A 22585-nucleotide genomic window follows, 5' to 3' on the forward strand; every position below is an offset into this window, starting at 1 on the left:
TCCTGCCCCTCGCTTTAAAGTTTTGCAGTAATGTTGTCAAGAATATCTTTGTGCGCATCTTTATCGATTGTACGCTCAAGGATTTTCTCAGCACCAGCTACAGCCAGAGTTGCAACTTGTTTACGAAGCTCATCACGAGCGCGGTTACGTTCAGCTTCAAGTTCTGCTTCAGCTAGTGCTAGGATTTTCTGGCGTTCTGCCTGAGCTTCCTCGCGTGCTTCGTCAACAATTTGAGCTTTACGCTTATTCGCTTGATCGATTACTTCAGTTGCAGTGCGTTTCGCTTCTTTCATTTGGTCAGAAGCGTTGGCTTGTGCTAAATCTAAGTCTTTTGCAGCGCGTTCAGCAGCTACAAGACCGTCAGCAATTTTTTTCTGACGCTCTTCAATTGCTTGCATGATTGGCGGCCATACATATTTCATGCAGAACGCTACAAACATTGCAAAAGCAATTGCTTGACCTAGCAGAGTTGCGTTTATATTCACAACAGCTACCCCTCGTTAAGTATCAACTACAAAAATTTAATTAACGTAAATCGTTAATTAGCCTGCTAGTTGACCAACAAATGGGTTAGCAAACGTGAATAGTAGAGCGATTACGATACCGATCATTGGAACCGCATCAAGCAGACCAGCGATGATGAACATCTTAACTTGCAGCATAGGAGCCATTTCTGGTTGACGAGCAGCACCTTCAAGGAATTTACCACCTAGAAGTGCGAAACCAATCGCAGTACCAAGAGAAGCAAGACCGACGATGATACCCACGGCGATTGCTGAAAAGCTCAGTAAAGTTTCCATTACTATCTCCAATTTATAGTTGTTGGCTTAATGCCTAAATAAAAGCTTAAAAAATTAATGATCGTGGTCTTCGTGTGCCATTGACAGATAAACAATTGTCAACATCATGAATACGAATGCCTGAATCAGGATTACCAAAATATGGAAGATTGCCCACGGAAGTGAACCCATCCATTGTAGCCACCATGGTAGCATTGCTGCACAAAGAATAAATACAACCTCACCAGCGAACATGTTACCGAATAAACGCATACCAAGAGAAAGAGGTTTAGCTAAAAGCGATACCACTTCAATTAGAAGGTTAAACGGAATCATAGACCAGTGATTAAATGGATGTAACGCTAATTCTTTTGCGAAGCCACCCAGGCCTTTCACTTTGATGCTGTAGTAGATCATCAGAGCAAAAACACCCAGAGCCATAGCCATGGTGATATTTACATCAGCAGAAGGAACCACTTTTAAGTAAGGGATGCCTAGCCAATGTTGTGCTGGGTAAGGTAAGAAATCAATTGGAACTAAGTCCATGATGTTCATTAATAATACCCAACAAAAGATAGTCAGTGCCAGCGGAGCTATAAGTGGGTTGCGTCCATGGAAAGTATCTTTGACGTTTTGGTCAACGAACTCTATTACCATTTCAACGGCACACTGTAGCTTACCTGGTACACCTACTGTTGCTTTCTTAGCGACAGAATGGAAAATCCAAAGGAAAATCAGTCCTGTAAACACAGAAAAAAACAGGCTATCGATATGTACGTTCCAGAAGCTTGCTTCATCCGCTACCAAACCCAATTTCGCAAGCGATAGGTTTGATAAGTGGTGGGCAATATATCCGGATTGTGTTAGCGCTTCACCTGGCGCAGCCATAACTCATCCTATTTTTTGTTGTTAATGAATAGCACTGGCGCAAAGATGTTAATCCCTAATGCCAGCAAATAGGTTAGTTTGAGGGGAACAAGTTCCACCTGCATATACACGTAAGCAACAGAAAATAGTACAACCGTGATTAGGATTTTTAAGGCTTGTCCTGTATAGAAAGAGGCCGCGATGCGCTTGGCAGCACGAGCCCCACTAAACATGAAAGCACACAACGCGAAAACCGCGTTAGCAATGACAAAAATACCACCACCAACAAGCGCTGAAAGGCCCCAATCAGCATTTACGGCTATAGCCATCCCTGCTGCCACTAACATAACCGCGCCAAACTCGATCATTAACAATTGCTTTGCAAGCTCTCGTCCTGGTCTCGCTAACGCAGCTACCATGTATTCGTACCTCTAATAATATCCACTATGCACCTCATACTGCTCAGTGCGGGGAATTTTCCGAAAATTATACGGTGAGTCAAACTGATTGCAATAAAAACGCAGCAAAAAGTTACACTTTTGTTTACAAACCGACAACTTTCGAATGAAATTTCATTTTTTACATAATTGACCTAAATCAATTATCTCATTTAGCTATGTAGCTTGGCAATAAGTTGCTCTAATTTGTGAGGTTCATCAATACTAATCGTTATTTTTGACTTACCGTTGACAGAGCGAACTACCGACACTTTTGAGCCAAGAATATCACTTAAGCTCTGTGACATTTGCTTAGCATCTTCATCTTCAGGTTGGTTTTTACCTTCAACCTTTGGAGATAAACATTTTTTAACCAATTGCTCTGTCTGGCGAACGGTTAATTGTTTCGCTGCTACATTCTGCGCAACCTCAACTTGCTGTTCACCTTCTAAAGCAAGAAGCGCTCTAGCATGCCCCATTTCTAGCTGTTTAGTTAAAACTAAACCTTTTACGTCATCATGGAGCTGATTTAGACGTAATAAGTTACTAACTGTCGTTCTAGACTTGCCAATAACTTCAGCAACTTGTTGATGTGTTAAAGAAAACTCATTCTGTAACCGCTCTAAAGCTTGAGCTTCTTCCATAACGTTAAGATCTTCACGCTGTATATTTTCAATCAACGCCATTGCAATCGCAGCTCGATCTTTTACATTTTTCACCAAACATGGGACTTGTTTTAGCCCTGCTTGCTTAGCTGCTCTCCAACGTCTTTCACCCGCGATAATTTCAAACTGACCTTGCTCAATCTGGCGGACAATGATCGGTTGAATAATGCCTTGTGACTGAATAGAAGCCGCAAGCTCTTGCAACGCTTCTGGTTCCATATCTTTACGAGGTTGATACACACCAGCTCTTAAGCTATTAGTCGATAAATCTTTTAACTCACCTTCAGAAGAGAGCGATTGACTATGTGAGGCCACTTGCTGTTTCTCACGAGCTAATGAACTGGTTGCAAGTAAAGCATCCAATCCTTTTCCTAAACCACGCTTAGACATTGAGTGAATTCCTTGGATTAAAGTTTATACTGGGACTTCTTCACGACGAAGCATTTCACCAGCCAAAGCTAAGTATGCTTTAGCCCCGGCAGAATACTTGTCGTAATACATAGCTGGTTTTCCATGACTTGGAGCTTCAGCTAAGCGAACGTTACGTGGAATCACTGTGCGATACACCTTGCTACCAAAGTGCTTCTTAAGCTGGTCGGAGACTTCGTTGGAGAGTCGGTTTCTCGGATCGTACATTGTACGCAATAAACCTTCTATCTTTAGATTTTCATTCACGACTGCAGCCAGTTTGCTGATGGTATCCATTAACGCAGTTAAACCTTCTAACGCAAAATACTCACATTGCATTGGCACTAATACAGAATCCGCTGCTGCCATTGCGTTGATTGTAAGAAGATTTAAAGAGGGAGGACAATCAATAAAGATGAAATCATAGTTATCACGAACCATAGATAGCGCATTTTTTAACCGAACTTCACGCGCAAAGACTTCCATTAGTTTAATTTCAGCCGCGGTTACATCTCCGTTTGCAGCAATGAGGTCATAGTTGCCATTCGTGCTGCGCTGTACCACTTCACTAAATGCAGTATCTTCGACCAATAAATCATAAGCAGTGGCATCAACTTGATATTTATCGATCCCACTCGCCATTGTGGCATTACCTTGAGGATCAAGATCTATCACTAATATCTTACGCTTAGTGGCAGCCATTGAAGCGGCTAGGTTGACACAGGTTGTGGTTTTCCCCACTCCGCCTTTCTGATTAGCTATTGCTACGATTTTTCCCACGATTGCCTCGCTGTTATCCCTTACGCGATAAGATTACCAGATGACGCTCACCTTCAAGCTCTGGAACCTGTAAAGCTTTGACATCTGTCACGGTACACCATTCTGGAATATGCTCAATTTCGTTTTCAGATAATTGACCTTTTAGCGCCATAAACACACCAGTATTATCTTTTGGTAAGTGATGACACCATTCCACCATATCCGTCATTGAAGCAAATGCACGGCTGAGTACACCATCAAATTTATCTTCAGGTTGATACTCTTCTACGCGACTTTGAATAGGCGTCACATTTTTGATGCCTAATTCGTGGGTAGCCTGTTTAATAAAACGAATTCGCTTACCTAAACTGTCTAATAAGACAAAGTCACAATCTGGATTCATGATTGCAAGTGGTACGCCAGGTAAGCCAGGCCCAGTACCAACGTCAATAAAACGCTTTCCATGTAAGTATGTACTTACAATAATACTGTCTAAAATATGTTTAATCAGCATTTCCATAGGATCGCGAACCGAGGTGAGGTTGTAAGCTTTATTCCACTTATTCAACATCTCCACATAACCGACGAGTTGTTCACGCTGATTCTCATTCACTTCTAAATCAGTTTGAGCTAATAATTGGTCTAGTTTTATACGTAATACGCTCATTAAGCTTGCTCGCCTTTTTTCAGTAAACCTTGTTTTTTCAGATGCACCAATAAAATAGAAATGGCCGCTGGAGTGATACCAGAGATACGCGATGCAATACCTAATGTTTCCGGCTTGGCCGTGGTCAATTTCACTACGACCTCATTTGATAGCCCTTTCACTTCACTGTAATCAAGATCGATTGGCAGTTTAGTGTGCTCGTGGCGTAATGATTTGTCGATTTCATCTTGCTGACGCTGAATATAACCTTCGTATTTCACCATTATCTCAACTTGCTCTGCGGCTTGTTGATCATCAAGGGCTGGAGCAAACATATCCAAACCAGTCAGCAGTGGGTAGGTGATCTCTGGACGACGTAAAAGATCTTCACCACTCGCTTCGCGTGACATTGGTGTCTTCAATAATGCGTTAAGATCCGCGATACTTTCAGATTTTGGGTTCATCCATAGATCTTTTAATCGTTGGCGCTCTTGCTCAATATTTTCAACTTTTTGGTTGAATCGAGCCCAGCGAGCATCATCAATAAGACCAAGCTCATGCGCTTTTTCTGTCAAACGTAAATCTGCATTGTCTTCACGAAGCAATAAGCGGTATTCCGCACGTGAAGTAAACATACGGTAAGGTTCTTTCGTGCCCATTGTCGATAAATCATCGATCAACACGCCCATATAGGCTTGATCACGTCTTGGGCTCCATGACTCTTTACCTTGTGTATACAAGCTTGCGTTTAGTCCGGCCATTAAGCCTTGAGCTGCCGCTTCTTCATAGCCTGTTGTGCCGTTGATTTGGCCAGCAAAGAATAATCCACCAATAAATTTCGTTTCGTAGCTCTGTTTTAAATCTCTAGGATCAAAGAAATCATATTCAATCGCGTAACCTGGACGAACAATATGTGCATTTTCAAAACCTTTCATTGAACGAACAATTTGAACTTGTACATCAAAAGGTAAGCTTGTTGAAATACCGTTAGGGTACAACTCATGAGTCGTGAGTCCTTCAGGCTCAATGAAGATTTGGTGGCTGTTTTTGTCAGCAAAACGCATCACTTTATCTTCAATTGATGGGCAATATCTAGGTCCAATACCTTCGATAACACCAGCATACATTGGGCTGCGATCTAAATTAGCACGTATTACATCATGCGTTTTTTCATTGGTATGCGTGATAAAGCATGGAATTTGGCGAGGTTGTTGGCTGCGTGATCCCATGAAAGAAAATACAGGCGTTGGGTTATCACCATGCTGAGCTTCAAGTACGGAAAAATCAACGCTACGGGCATCAATGCGTGGTGGTGTACCTGTTTTGAGACGATCGACTCGGAATGGTAACTCACGTAGACGATCTGCTAGTGCGATTGACGGAGGATCTCCTGCTCGCCCTCCCGCAGAGCTTTCCATTCCGATATGAATTTTTCCGCCAAGGAAAGTACCAACCGTTAACACTACGGCTTTGGCATGGAATTTTAATCCCATTTGAGTAACGACACCTACGACATGATCATTTTCAACAATGAGATCATCGACTGATTGTTGAAACAGAGTTAGGTTTGGTGTGTTTTCAAGAGCATGGCGTACATAACTTTTGTACAGAGCTCGATCAGCTTGAGCACGAGTTGCTCTTACTGCAGGACCTTTTGATGCATTCAAAGTTCTAAATTGAATACCTGCGTGATCGATAGCTTGTGCCATCAATCCACCCATAGCATCGACTTCTTTGACAAGATGACCTTTACCGATACCACCAATTGCCGGATTACAAGACATTTGTCCTAACGTGTCGATGTTATGAGTAAGCAAGAGTGTACTTTGTCCAGTACGGGCTGATGCGAGTGCGGCTTCCGTTCCTGCATGACCGCCACCAACAACAATGACGTCAAATTTTTCGTGATAAAGCATGGACCGACCTCAGGTATAAAAACGATTTAATGGACAGAGAAAATGGAGCGTTATTCTACCTTTTTTCCATGGACTAGAGAATCGCTTTTAGCTTTTTTTGATCAAAGCTCCTTTCCTTAATATATATAAGATCTTTATAGAGATCTTTTATTAGATCTATTATTAGGATCGAGTGTTTCTGTGGATAAGTGGAAAATGATCAACAAGATCATTGATCTTTTGTGGATCAAAAGGTGTGATCTAGTTTGGATCAACCGGAGGATTAACTGGGATCAAAATGGCTACTTATGCACAGGGGGATCCAAGCATATAAGTTATCATTGGGATAACTATAGGTTTAACACTGGAAATGAGCTATGTTATCCACAAGTGATTTGTTTGTTTTTTGAGCAAACAGTTTTGTGAAATTAGAGAAAGTTATTCACAAATTTAAAATTAGGCATAAAAAAAGGCGGTAGACACCGCCTTTATAGAGATAATTCTAGCTCTAAAACTGGTCAAAATGCTGGTTTAGCCACTCTTCTGCAGCGTCTTCTGGTACTGATTGGGATAAAATATCAATGGTAAAACAGTCACTGATCGAGGTTGTTCCTATCTCTTTTAAGAGTGAAAAAGCATGCAAACCAGCAGCACAAAAAGTGTCATAACTGGAGTCACCAATCGCAATGACAGCGAACTTAACGCCATCCATTTTCGGTGGATTTTTTTCTAATTCAGAGATAAACGGCTGGATATTATCTGGGTACGCGCCTGCACCGTGAGTCGATGTGATGACTAACCAAGTGCCACTATTAGGAATAGAGCTTATTTGAGGTTGATTGTGGATGACTGTCTCTAGCCCTTTCTCTTGCAGAAGGTCACTTAAGTGATCTCCTACGTATTCGGCACCGCCGAGAGTACTGCCAGTAATGATATGAATCATTATTTATTCCTTGTAATAAAAAACGCGATGTCTATTAAATCGCGTTTAATGGTTTATTTTCCGATACAGAATGAAGAGAAGATTTTTCCGAGTAAATCATCGGAACTGAACTCACCTGTGATCTCATTTAGGTACTGTTGAGTGATGCGAAGCTCTTCTGCCAGAATTTCACCTGCCATATACCCTTCTAGCTGCTGCTGGCCTATGTTTAAGTGCTCTGCTGCTCTCTCTAGCGCATCAAGATGGCGTCTACGAGCCATGAAGCCACCTTCGTTGCCACCAGCAAAGCCCATGCACTCTTTTAGGTGATTACGTAAAGCATCCACACCTTCTCCCGTTTTCGCTGACAGTCGAATAAGCGTCGGATCGTTTACGTGGCAAATACCAAGATCTTCGGTAGTTTGATCCGCTTTATTGCGGATCACGGTCATTCCAATATTGTTTGGTAGTCGATCGACAAAATCAGGCCAAATTTCTTTAGGATCCGTCGCTTGCGTGGTTGTACTGTCAACCATAAATAGAACACGATCGGCTTGTTCTATCTCTTTCCATGCGCGTTCAATACCAATTTTTTCGACTTCATCAGAAGCTTCTCGCAATCCAGCGGTATCAATAATGTGCAGCGGCATGCCATCGATATGAATGTGCTCACGTAATACATCTCGTGTTGTACCTGCAATATCTGTCACAATGGCGCTCTCTTTACCAGAAAGAGCATTCAGCAAACTTGATTTTCCCGCATTTGGGCGGCCAGCAATGACGACTTTCATCCCTTCACGCATGATTGCACCTTGATTGGCCTCTTTGCGTACCGCTTCCAAATTATCGATGATGGCTTGTAAGTCACCACTTACTTTTCCATCCGCTAGAAAATCGATCTCTTCTTCTGGAAAATCAATAGCAGCTTCTACGTAGATTCGTAGGTAGATGAGCGATTCAACAAGGGTATTGATGCGCTTTGAAAATTCACCTTGAAGCGATTGTAGTGCTGATTTTGCGGCTTCTTCTGAACTGGCGTCAATTAAGTCAGCAATGGCTTCTGCTTGAGTTAAGTCCATCTTGTCATTTAAGAAGGCGCGTTCAGAGAATTCTCCAGGCTTCGCTGCTCGTAATCCGGGGATCTCAAGAATGCGTTTGATTAGCATATCCATGACAACAGGACCGCCGTGGCCTTGCAGCTCTAAAACATCCTCTCCAGTAAAGGAGTGCGGGTTTGGAAAATAGAGTGCAATACCTTGATCGAGTTCGGTTCCATCTTGCCCTTTAAACGGAAGATATTCAGCATAACGTGGCTTTAGCTCACGTCCGGTAACCTCTATAGCAACTTGGGTCGCTTTAGGACCTGATACTCGAATAATACCGACTCCGCCTCGCCCTAGGGCGGTAGCTTGAGCGACAATGGTGTCTGTAGTCATAATGTGCCTACTTAAATTTAATACGGTTCAATGTGAATCATTAATGAGTAATATCATTAAAATGTAATGAGTTGAATTGTAATCAGCGAAATACAAAAAGGCGACCTTTTGGTCGCCTTTCTCTATTTTTTTAGGTTACTACTAAATGTTATTTAGTATGCAGACCTTTCTTTTCCAGCGCTCGGTAGATTAGCGTTTGCTGAATCAGAGTTACGATGTTCGATACTAGCCAGTATAGAACCAGACCTGAAGGGAAGAACAGGAAGAAGAATGTAAACATAACCGGCATAAAGGTCATGATCTTCTGCTGCATTGGATCCGTTACTGTTGTCGGGCTCATCTTCTGGATTAGGAACATTGAAGCACCCATTAGAAGTGGCAAGATATAGTATGGGTCTTGTGCTGAAAGGTCAGTAATCCAACCGAAGAACGGTGAATGACGTAGCTCAACAGACTCCATTAGTGCCCAGTATAGTGAAATGAAGATTGGCATTTGAAGAACGATTGGTAAACAGCCACCGAGTGGGTTTACTTTCTCTTTCTTGTACAGCTCCATCATTTCTTGGCTCATGCGTTGACGGTCATCGCCAATACGTTCACGCATTGCGGTCAGCTTAGGCTGAAGCATACGCATTTTCGCCATAGACGTGTACTGAGCTTTCGTTAGTGGGTACATAGCACCACGAACGATGAATGTTAGACAGATAATTGCCAGACCCCAGTTCACAACGATACCTTGAATGAACGAAAGCAGAGTATGAAGTGGTTTCGCAATAAACCATAACCAACCGTAGTCCACTACTAGATCTAGGTTTGGTGCAACGGCAGCCATTTGCTCTTGAAGTTTAGGACCAACCCAAAGCGTTGCTTGGAAATTGGCACTGTCGCCTGTCGCAATTGTTTTGTTTGGCATACGAACGCCAATGTCGGCAAGGCTACCAATAACACGAGTGTAAAGGTTGCTGCCTGCTTCGTCGCGTGGGATCCATGCGCTTGCAAAGTAGTGCTGAATCATTGCTGCCCAACCTTGGCCATTGGCTAGGTTAAGAGACAGGTTGCGATCTTGCATATCATCGAAGCTGTATTTTTTGTAACGCGTATCTTCCGTAGAGTAAGCACCACCACGGTAAGTTGGCATCGTTAGGCTGCCACCATCGTCCATTACGTTTTGACGTAGGTGAGCGTACATGCCGAATGTTGCATTATTGCCAGAGTTGTTGATTACATCGTATTCAACATCAATTGCGTAGCTGCCGCGCTTAAGGATGAATGTTTTTGTGTAATCTAAGCCGTTAGCTTGGTAAGTCATTGGGATGCGTAGTTCATCTTGACCGTCAGCCAGCGTAAAGCTGTCTGCTGAAACCGTGTAGCTTGGGCGGTTAGTGCTGCTTAAATCGATACCTTGAGGACCCACTAAACCGCTTTGAGCGATAAATTGGTGACCAGGTTCGTTTTTAAGAAGAGCAAAAGAATCTTCAGAATCGAATTCTGCAGAGTAATCATTTAGGTTTGCTGTAACTACATCACCACCAACTGTATCGATTGACAGAGTCAAAACATCAGTAATTACTTGGATAGTTTTTGCTGATGCTTGTTGAGCTGGAGCAGGATCAAGCTCGTTAGCCAAAGATGGAGCAGGTAGTGTGCTGCTTGGTTGTGCCTGTTCAACCGCTTGTGGTGCTGGATTCTTTGCAATGTTCCATTGTTGGAACAATAAGAAAGAAACTAGAGCCAGTGCGATTAGCAGGATATTACGTTGAGAAGCCATCGTTATTTATCTCTGTCTTGTTTTTGGACTGGTGGAATGGGGTCAAATCCCCCTTCATTCAAAGGGTGACATTTTAATAGACGTTTGCCTGATAACCAACACCCTTTTACAAAACCGTGAGCTTTCAATGCTTCTAACGCATACAAAGAGCAGGTTGGAGTAAACCGACAGCGAGGTCCGATAAGGGGACTAATGAACCATCTGTAAAGATGGACCAGCCCAATAGCTAACCTCGTGAAGGGCGAGACAGGCGAAGCCATAATTTTTCAAAGAGCTTGAACATTTCATCATTGCTTAAATCTTGAGCACTCTTTTTTGCAATTACAACAAAATCTTTGTTAGGAAGTTTATGTTGTTGATTACGGAAACTTTCACGAGCAATACGTTTAAAGCGATTACGACCGACTGCGGTTTTAATCTGTTTTTTCGGAACTGCTAATCCAAGACGAGGATGAGAAAGAGAGTTATTGCGAGCAATAATGGTGAAATGGGGGGAGCCTGCTCTATGAGCTTGCTGGAAGACATTTTGATAATGCTCGGGAGTTAACAAGCGTAACTCCCGATTGAACGCGAACGTATTCAAAATAATTTAATTATTTTGAAAGGCGCTTACGGCCTTTTGCACGACGTGCATTGATTGTTGCGCGGCCGTTCTTAGTCGCCATGCGAGCACGGAAACCGTGTGAACGCTTGCGCTTTAGAACTGTAGGTTGAAAAGTGCGTTTCATTGTAATTACCTTACTGATCAGTAGTTTTTAGGTTTTGTTAAACCCGGCGTGGGCATATTTTCTTGTCTTTATTAAGAACAGGAAATCCGACGCCTCTCAACAAAGAGGCGGAATTGTAATCACTGGCTCTCAAAGAGTCAATAATTGGTTCAACGATAATTCCGGTCGACGGATTATACGTTTTGTGAGCAAGAGCGCAAGGATCCTATTCGATCCCGACCAAATTTAAGAATTTTTGTAGTCTTGGGTCTTGCGGATCATTGAATATTTGATCCGGTGTTCCCTGTTCTACTATCTTGCCTTCAGCCATGAAGATCACTCTATCTGCGACCTCTTTTGCGAACTGCATTTCATGTGTTACAACCAACATGGTTTGATGTTGAGTTGCTAATTGTTTCATTAATGCGAGAACTTCCCCAACTAATTCAGGATCTAATGCTGATGTTGGCTCATCAAATAGAAGAAGCTCTGGTTGTAATGCCATCGCGCGGCCGATGCCAACTCGTTGCTGTTGGCCTCCTGAGAGTGCGGCTGGATAACTGTCGCCTTTGTCGCTTAAGCCGATATCATCCAAGATCTGTTGTGCTTTGGCATACGCTTGATCTTTTTTCCAATCACGAACAGTGATCAAGCCTTCTGCTATGTTTTGGCGTGCGGTCAAATGAGAAAATAGTGCATAATTTTGGAAAACAAAGCCTGTTTTTCTTCGTAACGCAAGAATTTCTGCTTTGGTAAATTTCTCTGTATCCACATCGATATCATCAATGCTAATCGTGCCTTTATTGGCTTGCTCAAGAAAGTTAATACAGCGTAATAAGGTTGATTTTCCTGTACCACTAGAGCCGATAACAACGATTATCTCACCCTGTTTTATTTCTAAATCAATACCTTTTAGGATCTCATTATCGCCGAAGCTTTTATGGATATTGGTTAGTTTTATCATCGTTGGTATGCCTTATTCATTTTTGCTTCAGCCCAAATCTGCACTCGAGTTAAGATGATGACCACTCCCCAGTAAATGAGTGCGACGGCTAAGAAAGCTTCGAAAAAACGGAAACTGGATGCAGCTTCCATCTGAGCTCTTGCCATTATCTCGGCAACACCTAATGTAAAAGCAAGTGATGTCGATTTGATCATATCAATGAAGTAGTTCATCAATGATGGTAGGGCAATACGTGTCGCCTGTGGAAGAATGATTCTTCGCATGGCTTGGCTTGTCGTCATGCCAACCGATAAACTGGCTTCCATCTGGCTGCGATCTATTCCCATGATGGCAGCACGAATACTTTCAGCCATATAAGCAGCAAAGTGGAGAGTAAGCCCAATCACCGCAGCACTGAAGGCATCTAGCCCGACGAGAATAGGAAAGACTTGTGGCAGACCATAATAGAGTAAGAAAAGCTGAACGAGTAATGGCGTACCACGGAAAAAGCTAATATACAGCTGGCTGAGTTGATCGAATACAGGGATCTTGAATACGCGAATGTTGGCAAGAATGACGGCCAGTATCAGTGAGAATAGTAATCCCCAGATAGCCATTTCCATGGTTGTGCCAAGGTACTTAAACAGTATCGGCAACAGTTCCAGCATGTAATTAAAATCAAATCCCATTATTTATCTCTTTTGTACAACGTAAAGAAAGCAAAAACCCACTACATCATTGATAAAGTAGTGGGCTGATTGACGACAATCAAATTACTTTTGGGTGATGTCGGCACCAAACCACTTTTCAGAAATTGAACCTAGCGTTCCATCAGCACGCATCGCCGCTAATGCTTTGTTCACATCTTGTTGTAGCTTTTTACCATTATCATTATTTAAAAATGGCCAAGCATTTTCGATGGTTTCAAACGGTTGACCTGCGAGTTTCAGTGGAAGGCCTGTTTTTTTAATCAACTCTAGTGCTGATAGGCGATCCATGACAAAAGCATCGGCACGGCCAAGTGCGACATCATGTTCAATACCGGTGTCATAAGTTTTGATCGTAATTGCGTTGTTTTTATCGTAATCACGCAGCAGTTGCTCGAAGTTTGAGCCTAGGTTGACTGCAACGGTTTTACCGCTTAAGTCTTCAATACTTTTAATCGCGTCATTGTTTTTTCGAACGGTTATTTGCGCACCGTCTACCACATAAGGGTCAGCAAATAGGTATTTAGCTTGACGAGCTTCAGTGATCGTAATCTGATTTGAGATGGTATCAATTCGACCTGTTTCTAGTAGGCCAAACAAGCCAGAGAAGTTAGCGGTAACATACTCAACTTTGTAGTCGTTACGACGGCCAATTTCATCCCACAAGTCCACTTCAAAGCCTTGTAGCTTATCTTGTTTAACGAATGTGAAAGGGAAATAGCGGCCAGACATGCCGACTTTCACTTCAGTTGTAGCAGCGTAAACGGCTTGTGTCATAGTTGCTGATAGAGCAATCGCAGTAAGCGTACCTTTAATCCAGTTTTTCATTTTATAACTCCTTATTTTTATAGGACAGGATGTTACTGGGAAAAGACTCAATAGAATAAATAACTAGTAGTTATTAACCATAACTGAAAGGTGGGTTTCGTTCTGGGGATAAGTGTGGTTGATCCTTCAATTGTGGATCAATGTGTGGGTAAATTTGGGGTGATTTGTGTGGATCAACTGTATTAGCCATCAAATATTGTGAATAACTTCGATCTTATTCACTGGATCCTCGATCAAGTGCTGGTGATCTGGGTTATCAACAGGTAAAATTGCCAATCTTTTCCGATAATCTAAATAGGGTGGGGCATCGTGTCATCTTCGCTTTGGTTGCAATGTTTGCAACAGCTTCAAGAAGAGCTACCAGCAACAGAATTCAGCATGTGGGTTCGTCCGTTACAAGCAGAGCTCAATGACAATACTCTTACTCTATTTGCACCTAACCGTTTTGTACTGGATTGGGTTCGCGATAAGTACCTGAATAATATTAACCGCTTACTTCAAGAGTATTGCGGTAATGATATCCCGAGCCTGAGATTTGAGGTCGGTAGCCGCCCTGTGGCAGCAGCACCGAAACCTAAGCCCGTACGCTCTCAAGCGGATGTTGCGGCAGAATCTTCAGCGCCAGCTCGAATGCAAGCTCGCAGACCTGTGCATAAAACGTGGGATGATGAATCTGAGGTGATCAATATTAATCACCGCTCGAATGTGAATATTAAGCATAAGTTTAATAACTTCGTGGAAGGTAAATCGAACCAGTTGGGTTTAGCAGCAGCGCGTCAGGTATCGGATAATCCTGGTACGGCGTATAATCCACTATTTCTTTATGGTGGTACCGGTTTAGGTAAGACTCACTTATTGCATGCCGTCGGTAATGCCATTATCGACAACAAACCGAATGCAAAAGTTATCTATATGCATTCAGAGCGTTTTGTTCAGGATATGGTTAAAGCGCTGCAAAATAATGCGATCGAAGAATTTAAGCGCTACTACCGTAGTGTTGACGCATTATTGATCGATGATATCCAATTTTTCGCTAATAAAGAGCGTTCTCAAGAAGAGTTCTTCCATACATTTAACGCTCTGCTTGAAGGCAATCAACAAATTATATTAACTTCTGACCGTTATCCTAAAGAGATAAACGGGGTAGAAGATCGCTTAAAATCTCGCTTTGGTTGGGGCTTAACGGTTGCTATCGAGCCACCAGAACTAGAAACACGCGTGGCAATTTTAATGAAAAAAGCGGAAGACCATCAGATTCATCTGGCGGACGAAGTGGCTTTCTTTATCGCTAAGCGTTTGCGTTCTAATGTACGTGAGTTAGAAGGTGCGTTAAATCGTGTTATCGCCAATGCTAACTTTACTGGCCGCCCTATCACCATTGATTTTGTTCGTGAAGCACTGCGTGATTTACTCGCGTTACAAGAAAAACTCGTGACCATTGATAATATTCAAAAAACAGTCGCTGAGTATTACAAAATCAAAGTTGCTGATTTATTATCTAAACGTCGTTCACGCTCTGTGGCACGACCTCGTCAACTGGCCATGGCTCTAGCCAAAGAGTTAACCAACCATAGCTTGCCTGAAATTGGTGATGCGTTTGGTGGTCGAGACCATACCACGGTATTACACGCATGCCGTAAAATTGCTCAGTTGCGCGAAGAAAGTCATGATATTAAAGAAGATTATTCAAATCTAATTAGAACCTTGTCTTCTTAATTGCCCGTTATTGCTAAGAGTTAAATATGAAATTTACGATTGAACGTAGTCACTTAATCAAGCCTTTACAGCAAGTATCTGGCGCGTTAGGTGGTAGACCAACTTTGCCTATTCTAGGTAACTTGCTGCTAAAAGTAGAAGATAACGTACTGTCATTGACGGCTACCGATCTTGAAGTTGAACTGATCAGTCGCGTGACACTAGAAGGTGAATTTGAAGCGGGTACTGTTACCGTACCTTCACGTAAGTTCCTTGATATTTGTCGAGGTTTATCTGATAGCGCAGTGATCACTGTGGTATTAGATGGCGATCGTATTCAAGTACGCTCTGGCCGCAGTCGTTTCTCTTTGGCTACCTTACCTGCGAATGACTTTCCAAATATTGAAGATTGGCAAAGTGAAGTTGAAGTCACGGTGACTCAAGCTGAGTTGCGTGGCCTAATTGAAAAAACTCAATTTTCGATGGCAAACCAAGATGTGCGTTATTACCTAAACGGCATGTTATTTGAGATTGAAGGCTCAACGTTGCGCTCTGTTGCAACCGATGGTCACCGTATGGCGGTATCGCTCGTGTCATTAGGTGCAGACTTTGCTCAAAAGCAGATTATTGTGCCGCGTAAAGGGGTACAAGAGTTAGTGAAACTGTTAGATGCACCTGAGCAGCCAGTGACACTGCAAATCGGCAGTTCTAACGTCCGAGCTGAAGTGAACAACTATGTATTCACTTCTAAGTTAGTTGATGGCCGTTTCCCTGATTATCGCCGCGTAATGCCACAAAATACCACCAAAACCCTTGAAGCTAGCTGTGATGAACTACGTCAGTCGTTTTCTCGTGCCGCTATCTTATCGAATGAAAAATTCCGTGGCGTTCGCGTCAATCTTGTTAATAACGAGATGAAAATTACCGCCAACAACCCTGAGCAAGAAGAGGCTGAGGAGGTGTTGGATGTCACGTATGAAGGCGATGATCTCGAAATTGGTTTTAACGTTAGTTACGTCTTAGATGTATTAAATACGCTACGTTGTGATCAAGTTCGGATCTCAATGTCAGATGCGAATGCCAGCGCCTTAGTTGAAAATGCTGAAGATGATAGTGCGATGTATGTAGTTATGCCGATTCGTCTGTAACGTACAAATGCCTTTAACGCGTTTAATCGTCAAACAGTTTAGAAATATTGAAGCCTGTGATATTCAACTATCATCAGGCTTTAACTTTCTTATAGGCCCGAATGGAAGCGGAAAAACCAGTGTACTTGAAGCCATTTATCTGCTGGGGCATGGCCGTTCATTTAAGAGTTCTCTAACGGGGCGAGTCATTCAAAATGAGTGTAGTGAACTCTTTGTTCATGGTCGTTTTATGACCTCTGATCAATTTGAGCTACCTATTGGCATAAATAAACAGCGTGATGGCTCAACAGAGGTTAAAATAGGCGGTCAATCTGGGCAGAAGTTAGCACAGTTAGCACAAGTATTGCCTTTGCAATTGATTCATCCCGAAGGTTTTGATTTACTTACCGATGGCCCTAAACACCGTCGTGCATTTATTGACTGGGGTGTGTTTCATAGTGAGGTTGGTTTCTATGAGGCATGGGGGCGAGTTAAGCGTTTAAGTAAGCAGAGAAACGCATTACTGAAAACTGCTCGTGATTACCGAGAACTCAGTTACTGGGATCAAGAACTCGCGCAATTGGCTGAAAAAATCAGTCAGTGGCGTTCAGATTATGTAGAGCAATTAAAGGTCGTGGCCGAAGAAATCTGCCGCACGTTTTTGCCTGAATTTGATATCCAGTTAAATTATTACCGTGGGTGGGATAAAAATACACCTTACGCCGAAATTCTTGAAACGAATTTTGAACGAGATCAGCAACTTGGTTATACCTTTAGTGGGCCAAATAAAGCGGATCTTAAGATAAAAGTGAACGGAACACCTGTAGAGGATGTTTTGTCGCGTGGTCAGTTGAAGTTAATGGTTTGCGCGTTGCGTGTAGCGCAGGGACAGCACTTAACTCAAGTGACAGGAAAGCAATGTGTTTATCTTATCGATGACTTTGCTTCCGAATTAGATAGCCAACGTCGTGAGCGCCTAGCGGACTGCTTAAAACAGACGGGGGCTCAGGTTTTTGTAAGTTCTATCACCGTCAGCCAAATTGCAGATATGCATGATGAAAACAGTAAGATGTTTCATGTGGAACATGGCAAAATAGAGCATAGTTAATTAGTGAGAGAGTAATTCATGTCAGATAATTACGATTCATCGAGTATTAAAGTACTGAAGGGTCTGGATGCCGTTCGAAAGCGTCCAGGAATGTACATTGGCGACACGGATGATGGTACCGGTCTGCACCACATGGTATTTGAGGTGGTGGATAACTCAATCGATGAAGCGTTAGCAGGCCACTGTAATGACATTATCGTCACGATCCATGAAGATAATTCAGTCTCTGTGAGCGATGATGGCCGTGGTATTCCGACTGAAATTCACGAAGAAGAAGGTGTGTCGGCCGCTGAAGTAATCATGACGGTTCTCCATGCGGGCGGTAAGTTTGATGATAACTCTTATAAAGTATCGGGTGGCTTGCACGGTGTAGGTGTTTCAGTTGTAAACGCACTTTCAAAGCAGGTTGACCTTACTATTCATCGTTTAGGTGAAACACATCAACAAACCTATTGTCATGGTGAGCCTCAAGCGCCACTAGCCGTAACGGGTAAAACAGATGCAACGGGTACTAAGATTCGTTTTTGGCCAAGTGAAGATACATTCACTAATGTTGAATTCCATTACGAGATTTTAGCGAAGCGACTACGTGAGTTGTCTTTCTTGAACTCTGGTGTTTCTATCAAGCTAGTTGATGAACGCGAAGAAGATAAAATGGATCACTTCAGGTATGAAGGTGGTATCCAGGCGTTCGTTGATCACTTAAATACGAATAAAACACCAATCATCCAGAAAATCTTCCACTTCGATTTTGAACGTGAAGATGGCATTACCGTTGAAGTTGCAATGCAGTGGAATGATGGCTTCCAAGAGAACATTTACTGTTTCACCAATAACATTCCACAGCGAGATGGTGGTACTCACCTTGCTGGCTTCCGTGCGGCATTAACGCGTACGTTAAACAGCTTCATGGATAAAGAAGGTTTCTCTAAGAAAGCAAAAGCATCCACTTCTGGTGATGATGCTCGTGAAGGCTTGACGGCTGTTGTTTCGGTAAAAGTGCCGGATCCTAAGTTCTCTAGCCAAACGAAAGATAAATTAGTTTCTTCAGAAGTAAAATCTGCTGTTGAATCAGCAATGAACGAAAAATTAGCTGAGTTCCTTATTGAGAACCCAACTGAAGCTAAGATTGTTTGTTCTAAAATTATTGATGCGGCTCGTGCTCGTGAAGCAGCGCGTAAAGCACGTGAGATGACTCGTCGTAAAGGCGCATTAGATTTAGCGGGCCTTCCAGGTAAACTTGCGGATTGTCAGGAAAAAGATCCTGCACTTTCTGAACTCTACATTGTGGAAGGAGACTCTGCTGGCGGTTCAGCCAAGCAGGGGCGTAACCGTAAAAACCAAGCGATTCTTCCACTGAAAGGTAAGATCCTAAACGTTGAAAAAGCGCGTTTTGATAAGATGCTATCTTCTCAAGAGGTTGCGACGCTGATTACTGCATTAGGTTGTGGTATTGGCCGTGATGAATACAACCCAGACAAACTGCGTTACCACAACATCATCATCATGACCGATGCCGATGTCGATGGTTCTCACATTCGTACGCTGCTACTGACGTTCTTCTACCGTCAAATGCCTGAGCTAATTGAACGTGGCTACATTTATATTGCTCAACCGCCACTATACAAAGTGAAAAAAGGTAAGCAAGAGCAGTACATCAAAGATGAAGAAGCGATGGATCAATACCAAGTTTCTTTAGCGCTTGATAACGCTGAATTACACGTGAATGCAGATGCACCAGCGATTTCTGGTGAAGGTCTTGAGTCGCTTGTTCAGCAATATAATGCTGGTATTAAGCTGGTGGACCGAATGAGCCGTCGTTACCCACGCGCTCTGATTCATGAGCTTATCTACACACCACGTCTAACGGCTGAACAGTGTCATGATGCTGGCGCCGTTGAGACTTGGGGTAAAACCTTAGTTGAGCAATTGAACGCGAAAGAAGAGGGTGCGAGTCAGTACAGCTTAGAAGTTGAACAGCATGCAGAGCTTGGTCTTAACTTACCAAAAATTGTCGTTCGAACTCATGGTGTGACTCACGAATACGCATTGAGTGTAGACCTGTTTAACTCTAAAGAGTACGGCAAATTAGCAGATTTATCAGAAGCGTTACATGGCTTGATTGAAGCGGATGCTTACATCAAACGTGGCGAACGAACACAGCCTGTGGATACTTTTGTTGAAGCATTGAACTGGTTGATTAAAGAGTCTCGTCGTGGTTTAAGCCTACAGCGTTATAAAGGTCTAGGTGAAATGAACCCAGATCAGCTTTGGGAAACCACAATGGATCCTGAAACTCGTCGTATGATGCAAGTGAAAATCGATGATGCGGTTGGTGCCGACCAACTGTTTACTACCTTAATGGGTGACCAAGTTGAACCTCGCCGTAACTTCATCGAAGATAACGCACTTAAAGTAGCAAACCTAGACGTTTAGTCTCTTTGATACTTCGCTCTTTCGCTTAATTTCTGTGTCAGAGGTGCTCACATACATTCGTATGCTCCGCGCCTCTTCCTTGAACTAAAACGAAATAGCTTCGTCTCAAAAAACTAAATTTTTTATTAAAAGACTGCCAGAAATGGCGGTCTTTTTTGTTTTTAAGTTACTGAAAAATATTGAATTAGGAAAATAATTAAAAATAATCCCTTGAAACTCTTTTGACCAATCCATATATCTATTTGTGAAGAGGAGACTATTCTTGCTAGATAACTAGAAGATGCAGGGCCTCGGAAATAGCTGACTAAATATCGCTCATGAGAGGATTCATTTAGCAGCACACAATTTAAAAATGATGCATGTTCATGTCCCAGAGTTGTCGCCAATTGAGGTGAAGCCAGAGGAATGAATGCTGACACTCTTAGTGGTTTACTTAGTCACTCACAGACTCGATCTAAGTAAAATTTCAACGCTAAGACTATTGCTTAATGAAAGGATAGTACTATGAGAACTGTAGATTTCACGCCCCTATACCGCAACGCTATTGGCTTTGATCGTCTGTTTAATCTGATGGAAGCGAATACGTCAAAAAATTCTTCTGGTGGTTACCCGCCGTACAATATTGAACAGCAAGATGAAAATAAGTATCGCATTACAATGGCGGTCGCAGGTTTTGCTGATGAGCATTTAGATATCACTCAGAAAGAGAATATGCTGATTGTTCGTGGTGAGCGTCAAGCCGAAGAAAATAAAAACTATGTCTATCAAGGTATTGCTGAGCGCGATTTTGAGCGTAAATTCCAATTGGCGGATTACGTTAAAGTGATTGGCGCAACAATGGAAAATGGCTTGCTGCATGTGGATTTAGAAAGAGAAATCCCAGAAGCGATGCAGCCACGTAAAATTGCAATTAATGGTAAAAACCTAATTGATAATAATTAAGTCAAACATCGAATAGATAACGGCTTTACCTTAAGCTAAGACAAGAAGAGCGCCCATTGGCGCTCTTTTCAGTTCCACAACGCTTATCTAACCTTGTTGATAAGCTTTTTCGATCTCTTCTGCGATAATATTGATGCCTTTCTGCATCATTTCATCATCTTGTACGTAGTTCATGCGTAGGCACTGATGAGCGTGCTCCCAGTCATCTTCCTGACCAATAAAGAAGTATTCGCCAGGAACGATCAGTACGCCACGAGCTTTCAAACGATTGTACAGTTCCATGGTGGTAATCGGCAGTTCATCAAACCATAACCATAAGAAGATCGCACCTTCAGGCTTGTGGATCCGAAAGCGTTCATCTGGAATCGCTTGTTGTAGTAACTCGACAGCACGCAACGATTTTTGTTTGTAGAAAGGTTTAATCACATCCGTGCTCAAACGTAGTAGATCGTTATTCGTAATCATATGGTTGGCGATCGCAGGGCCTAAGCTACCAGGCGCTAAACTGATGATGCCATTCATATTGGTGAGCGCTTGAGTCACTTCTTCACTGGCGATCACAATGCCGCAGCGGACACCAGGTAAGCCAAGCTTAGAAAGGCTCATACACAATATCGTGTTCTCATTCCAGAAAGGTTCGACATCTTCAAAGATAATGTTCGGAAAAGGCAGGCCGTAAGCGTTATCTATCAGTAGCGGAATATTGTTTTCGCGAGCGAGTTTGTCCAGTTTACGAACTTCTTCATCGGTCAGGACGTTGCCTGTTGGATTGGTTGGGCGAGAAGCACAAATCGCGGCAACAGAGTCATCGATTTTTAGCTCTTCGAAATCGACATGATATTTAAACTGGCGATTATCCAGCATCTCAATCTCTGGGTGGTAAGAGACAAAAATATCGTCATCAATACCCGCATCGCCATATCCAATGTATTCGGGTGCTAATGGCAATAGAATTTTCTTATGCGAGCCGTCAGGTTGTTGTCCTGCTAATAAGTTAAATAGGTAGAAGAAACCACTTTGACTGCCGTTGGTTAGGCTGATGTTCTTTTCGCTGATGTCCCAACCGTAAGTTTCTTTGAGTAACTTAGCGAGTGACTTTACGAAGGCATCTTTTCCTTGAGGGCCATCGTAATTCGCCATGGCAGCGACAAGTTCACCATTGGCGAGCATCTCTCCACTGGCTTGGCTAAAGTAATCGAGCATGGCTGGAATGGCGGCAGGGTTACCACCACCGAGCATGATGGCTCCAGGTGTGCGTAGGCCATCATTGAGGTCGTCCATTAGACGAGTAATTCCAGAATATCGATTAAACTTTTCACCAAACTTAGAAAATTGCATTACTTATCGTACCTAATTCATTAATAGTTCTTTTTATTGAGGGCTTTCCACGAGTGGAAAAGTGCTGTGTTAACTATGAACATACCGCACAAATTTTGCGACGAAAAGCACGAAAAGTTAAAAATTGAAAAAAAGGCAAAGTTACGATGAAGATAAGCGAATCGCTTGCCCA

General features: G+C 42.6%; 23 protein-coding genes. 5 read left to right on the plus strand and 18 right to left on the minus strand.

Features of this window, described 5'->3' with window-relative positions; all coding sequences use genetic code 11:
* Positions 1 to 14 precede the first annotated feature (14 nt).
* The 17 genes from atpF to L4C39_RS17445 form a co-directional block, all read right to left on the minus strand.
* Entirely contained in the window at positions 15 to 485 is a 471-nt protein-coding gene (gene atpF / locus L4C39_RS17365) for a F0F1 ATP synthase subunit B (protein WP_113798202.1), read from the minus strand.
* A gap of 57 nt (positions 486 to 542) precedes the next feature.
* Positions 543 to 800: a F0F1 ATP synthase subunit C gene (gene atpE, locus L4C39_RS17370; RefSeq protein ID WP_005372317.1), complete on the minus strand. Its 258-nt coding sequence runs from the start codon at positions 798 to 800 to the stop codon at positions 543 to 545.
* Between the two features lie 54 nt (positions 801 to 854).
* Positions 855 to 1667: a F0F1 ATP synthase subunit A gene (gene atpB, locus L4C39_RS17375; protein WP_017054323.1), complete on the minus strand. Its 813-nt coding sequence runs from the start codon at positions 1665 to 1667 to the stop codon at positions 855 to 857.
* 8 nt (positions 1668 to 1675) lie between these two features.
* Positions 1676 to 2065 (minus strand): F0F1 ATP synthase subunit I, encoded by a 390-nt coding sequence (locus L4C39_RS17380; protein ID WP_017054322.1) that lies wholly within the window; start codon positions 2063 to 2065, stop codon positions 1676 to 1678.
* 191 nt (positions 2066 to 2256) lie between these two features.
* Positions 2257 to 3138: a ParB/RepB/Spo0J family partition protein gene (locus L4C39_RS17385; RefSeq protein WP_017054321.1), complete on the minus strand. Its 882-nt coding sequence runs from the start codon at positions 3136 to 3138 to the stop codon at positions 2257 to 2259.
* 24 nt (positions 3139 to 3162) lie between these two features.
* A complete protein-coding gene (locus L4C39_RS17390; protein WP_017054320.1) occupies positions 3163 to 3936 on the minus strand; it encodes a ParA family protein in 774 nt (257 codons plus the stop codon).
* 13 nt (positions 3937 to 3949) lie between these two features.
* A complete protein-coding gene (gene rsmG / locus L4C39_RS17395) occupies positions 3950 to 4582 on the minus strand; it encodes a 16S rRNA (guanine(527)-N(7))-methyltransferase RsmG (protein ID WP_261888673.1) in 633 nt (210 codons plus the stop codon).
* Positions 4582 to 6477 (minus strand): tRNA uridine-5-carboxymethylaminomethyl(34) synthesis enzyme MnmG, encoded by a 1896-nt coding sequence (gene mnmG, locus L4C39_RS17400; protein WP_429747154.1) that lies wholly within the window; start codon positions 6475 to 6477, stop codon positions 4582 to 4584. The genes rsmG and mnmG overlap by 1 nt, the downstream gene beginning before the upstream one ends.
* A 487-nt stretch (positions 6478 to 6964) precedes the next feature.
* Positions 6965 to 7399 (minus strand): FMN-binding protein MioC, encoded by a 435-nt coding sequence (gene mioC, locus L4C39_RS17405; protein ID WP_017054317.1) that lies wholly within the window; start codon positions 7397 to 7399, stop codon positions 6965 to 6967.
* Between the two features lie 53 nt (positions 7400 to 7452).
* Positions 7453 to 8814 (minus strand): tRNA uridine-5-carboxymethylaminomethyl(34) synthesis GTPase MnmE, encoded by a 1362-nt coding sequence (gene mnmE / locus L4C39_RS17410; RefSeq protein WP_017054316.1) that lies wholly within the window; start codon positions 8812 to 8814, stop codon positions 7453 to 7455.
* 148 nt (positions 8815 to 8962) lie between these two features.
* Complete coding sequence (gene yidC, locus L4C39_RS17415) at positions 8963 to 10582, minus strand: membrane protein insertase YidC (RefSeq protein ID WP_171757125.1); 1620 nt, start codon at positions 10580 to 10582, stop codon at positions 8963 to 8965.
* A gap of 2 nt (positions 10583 to 10584) precedes the next feature.
* A complete protein-coding gene (yidD, locus tag L4C39_RS17420) occupies positions 10585 to 10842 on the minus strand; it encodes a membrane protein insertion efficiency factor YidD (protein WP_084654886.1) in 258 nt (85 codons plus the stop codon).
* The gene (gene rnpA / locus L4C39_RS17425; RefSeq protein ID WP_017054314.1) at positions 10809 to 11132 is read right to left on the minus strand and encodes a ribonuclease P protein component; all 324 of its coding nucleotides are present in this window, start codon (positions 11130 to 11132) and stop codon (positions 10809 to 10811) included. The genes yidD and rnpA overlap by 34 nt, the downstream gene beginning before the upstream one ends.
* 43 nt (positions 11133 to 11175) lie before the next feature.
* Positions 11176 to 11310, minus strand: coding sequence for a 50S ribosomal protein L34 (gene rpmH / locus L4C39_RS17430; protein ID WP_017054313.1), 135 nt, complete (start codon positions 11308 to 11310; stop codon positions 11176 to 11178).
* Between the two features lie 205 nt (positions 11311 to 11515).
* A complete protein-coding gene (locus L4C39_RS17435; RefSeq protein ID WP_017054312.1) occupies positions 11516 to 12253 on the minus strand; it encodes an amino acid ABC transporter ATP-binding protein in 738 nt (245 codons plus the stop codon).
* A complete protein-coding gene (locus L4C39_RS17440; protein WP_017054311.1) occupies positions 12250 to 12921 on the minus strand; it encodes an amino acid ABC transporter permease in 672 nt (223 codons plus the stop codon). The genes L4C39_RS17435 and L4C39_RS17440 overlap by 4 nt, the downstream gene beginning before the upstream one ends.
* Before the next feature lie 84 nt (positions 12922 to 13005).
* On the minus strand, positions 13006 to 13767 hold the full coding sequence (locus L4C39_RS17445; RefSeq protein WP_136995901.1) for an amino acid ABC transporter substrate-binding protein: 762 nt from the start codon (positions 13765 to 13767) through the stop codon (positions 13006 to 13008).
* Between the two features lie 309 nt (positions 13768 to 14076).
* Between L4C39_RS17445 and dnaA the strand changes: the two genes are divergently transcribed.
* From dnaA to L4C39_RS17470, 5 genes are all read left to right on the plus strand, one after another.
* Positions 14077 to 15483 carry a chromosomal replication initiator protein DnaA gene (gene dnaA, locus L4C39_RS17450; protein WP_017054309.1) on the plus strand — a complete coding sequence of 469 codons (1407 nt, stop codon included), beginning with the start codon at positions 14077 to 14079 and terminating at the stop codon, positions 15481 to 15483.
* A gap of 26 nt (positions 15484 to 15509) precedes the next feature.
* Positions 15510 to 16610 (plus strand): DNA polymerase III subunit beta, encoded by a 1101-nt coding sequence (gene dnaN, locus L4C39_RS17455; RefSeq protein WP_017054308.1) that lies wholly within the window; start codon positions 15510 to 15512, stop codon positions 16608 to 16610.
* Between the two features lie 7 nt (positions 16611 to 16617).
* Entirely contained in the window at positions 16618 to 17697 is a 1080-nt protein-coding gene (recF, locus tag L4C39_RS17460; RefSeq protein ID WP_429747160.1) for a DNA replication/repair protein RecF, read from the plus strand.
* 18 nt (positions 17698 to 17715) lie between these two features.
* Positions 17716 to 20133: a DNA topoisomerase (ATP-hydrolyzing) subunit B gene (gene gyrB / locus L4C39_RS17465; RefSeq protein WP_261888676.1), complete on the plus strand. Its 2418-nt coding sequence runs from the start codon at positions 17716 to 17718 to the stop codon at positions 20131 to 20133.
* A 504-nt stretch (positions 20134 to 20637) separates the two neighbouring features.
* Positions 20638 to 21075, plus strand: coding sequence for an Hsp20 family protein (locus tag L4C39_RS17470; protein ID WP_017054305.1), 438 nt, complete (start codon positions 20638 to 20640; stop codon positions 21073 to 21075).
* Between the two features lie 87 nt (positions 21076 to 21162).
* On the opposite strand, the gene L4C39_RS17475 is transcribed toward L4C39_RS17470, so the two are convergent.
* Positions 21163 to 22413, minus strand: a complete 1251-nt coding sequence (locus L4C39_RS17475; RefSeq protein WP_017054304.1) for a valine--pyruvate transaminase — start codon at positions 22411 to 22413, stop codon at positions 21163 to 21165.
* Positions 22414 to 22585 lie beyond the last annotated feature (172 nt).

The sequence above is a fragment of the Vibrio clamense genome (assembly GCF_050337905.1).
GTDB classification, from domain to species: Bacteria; Pseudomonadota; Gammaproteobacteria; order Enterobacterales; family Vibrionaceae; genus Vibrio; species Vibrio cortegadensis.

Bases quoted from the DNA above. Each gene is read 5' to 3' on its own strand.
- rsmG (WP_261888673.1), bottom strand. From the start codon at position 4,582: ATGAGCGTATTACGTATAAAACTAGACCAATTATTAGCTCAAACTGAT.
- gyrB (WP_261888676.1), top strand. From the start codon at position 17,716: ATGTCAGATAATTACGATTCATCGAGTATTAAAGTACTGAAGGGTCTG.
- dnaN (WP_017054308.1), top strand. From the start codon at position 15,510: ATGAAATTTACGATTGAACGTAGTCACTTAATCAAGCCTTTACAGCAA.
- mioC (WP_017054317.1), bottom strand. From the start codon at position 7,399: ATGATTCATATCATTACTGGCAGTACTCTCGGCGGTGCCGAATACGTA.
- mnmE (WP_017054316.1), bottom strand. From the start codon at position 8,814: ATGACTACAGACACCATTGTCGCTCAAGCTACCGCCCTAGGGCGAGGC.
- yidC (WP_171757125.1), bottom strand. From the start codon at position 10,582: ATGGCTTCTCAACGTAATATCCTGCTAATCGCACTGGCTCTAGTTTCT.
- yidD (WP_084654886.1), bottom strand. From the start codon at position 10,842: ATGGCTTCGCCTGTCTCGCCCTTCACGAGGTTAGCTATTGGGCTGGTC.
- L4C39_RS17435 (WP_017054312.1), bottom strand. From the start codon at position 12,253: ATGATAAAACTAACCAATATCCATAAAAGCTTCGGCGATAATGAGATC.
- L4C39_RS17475 (WP_017054304.1), bottom strand. From the start codon at position 22,413: ATGCAATTTTCTAAGTTTGGTGAAAAGTTTAATCGATATTCTGGAATT.
- L4C39_RS17470 (WP_017054305.1), top strand. From the start codon at position 20,638: ATGAGAACTGTAGATTTCACGCCCCTATACCGCAACGCTATTGGCTTT.
- atpB (WP_017054323.1), bottom strand. From the start codon at position 1,667: ATGGCTGCGCCAGGTGAAGCGCTAACACAATCCGGATATATTGCCCAC.
- mnmG (WP_429747154.1), bottom strand. From the start codon at position 6,477: ATGCTTTATCACGAAAAATTTGACGTCATTGTTGTTGGTGGCGGTCAT.
- L4C39_RS17445 (WP_136995901.1), bottom strand. From the start codon at position 13,767: ATGAAAAACTGGATTAAAGGTACGCTTACTGCGATTGCTCTATCAGCA.
- atpE (WP_005372317.1), bottom strand. From the start codon at position 800: ATGGAAACTTTACTGAGCTTTTCAGCAATCGCCGTGGGTATCATCGTC.
- rpmH (WP_017054313.1), bottom strand. From the start codon at position 11,310: ATGAAACGCACTTTTCAACCTACAGTTCTAAAGCGCAAGCGTTCACAC.
- L4C39_RS17440 (WP_017054311.1), bottom strand. From the start codon at position 12,921: ATGGGATTTGATTTTAATTACATGCTGGAACTGTTGCCGATACTGTTT.
- recF (WP_429747160.1), top strand. From the start codon at position 16,618: ATGCCTTTAACGCGTTTAATCGTCAAACAGTTTAGAAATATTGAAGCC.
- L4C39_RS17385 (WP_017054321.1), bottom strand. From the start codon at position 3,138: ATGTCTAAGCGTGGTTTAGGAAAAGGATTGGATGCTTTACTTGCAACC.
- L4C39_RS17380 (WP_017054322.1), bottom strand. From the start codon at position 2,065: ATGGTAGCTGCGTTAGCGAGACCAGGACGAGAGCTTGCAAAGCAATTG.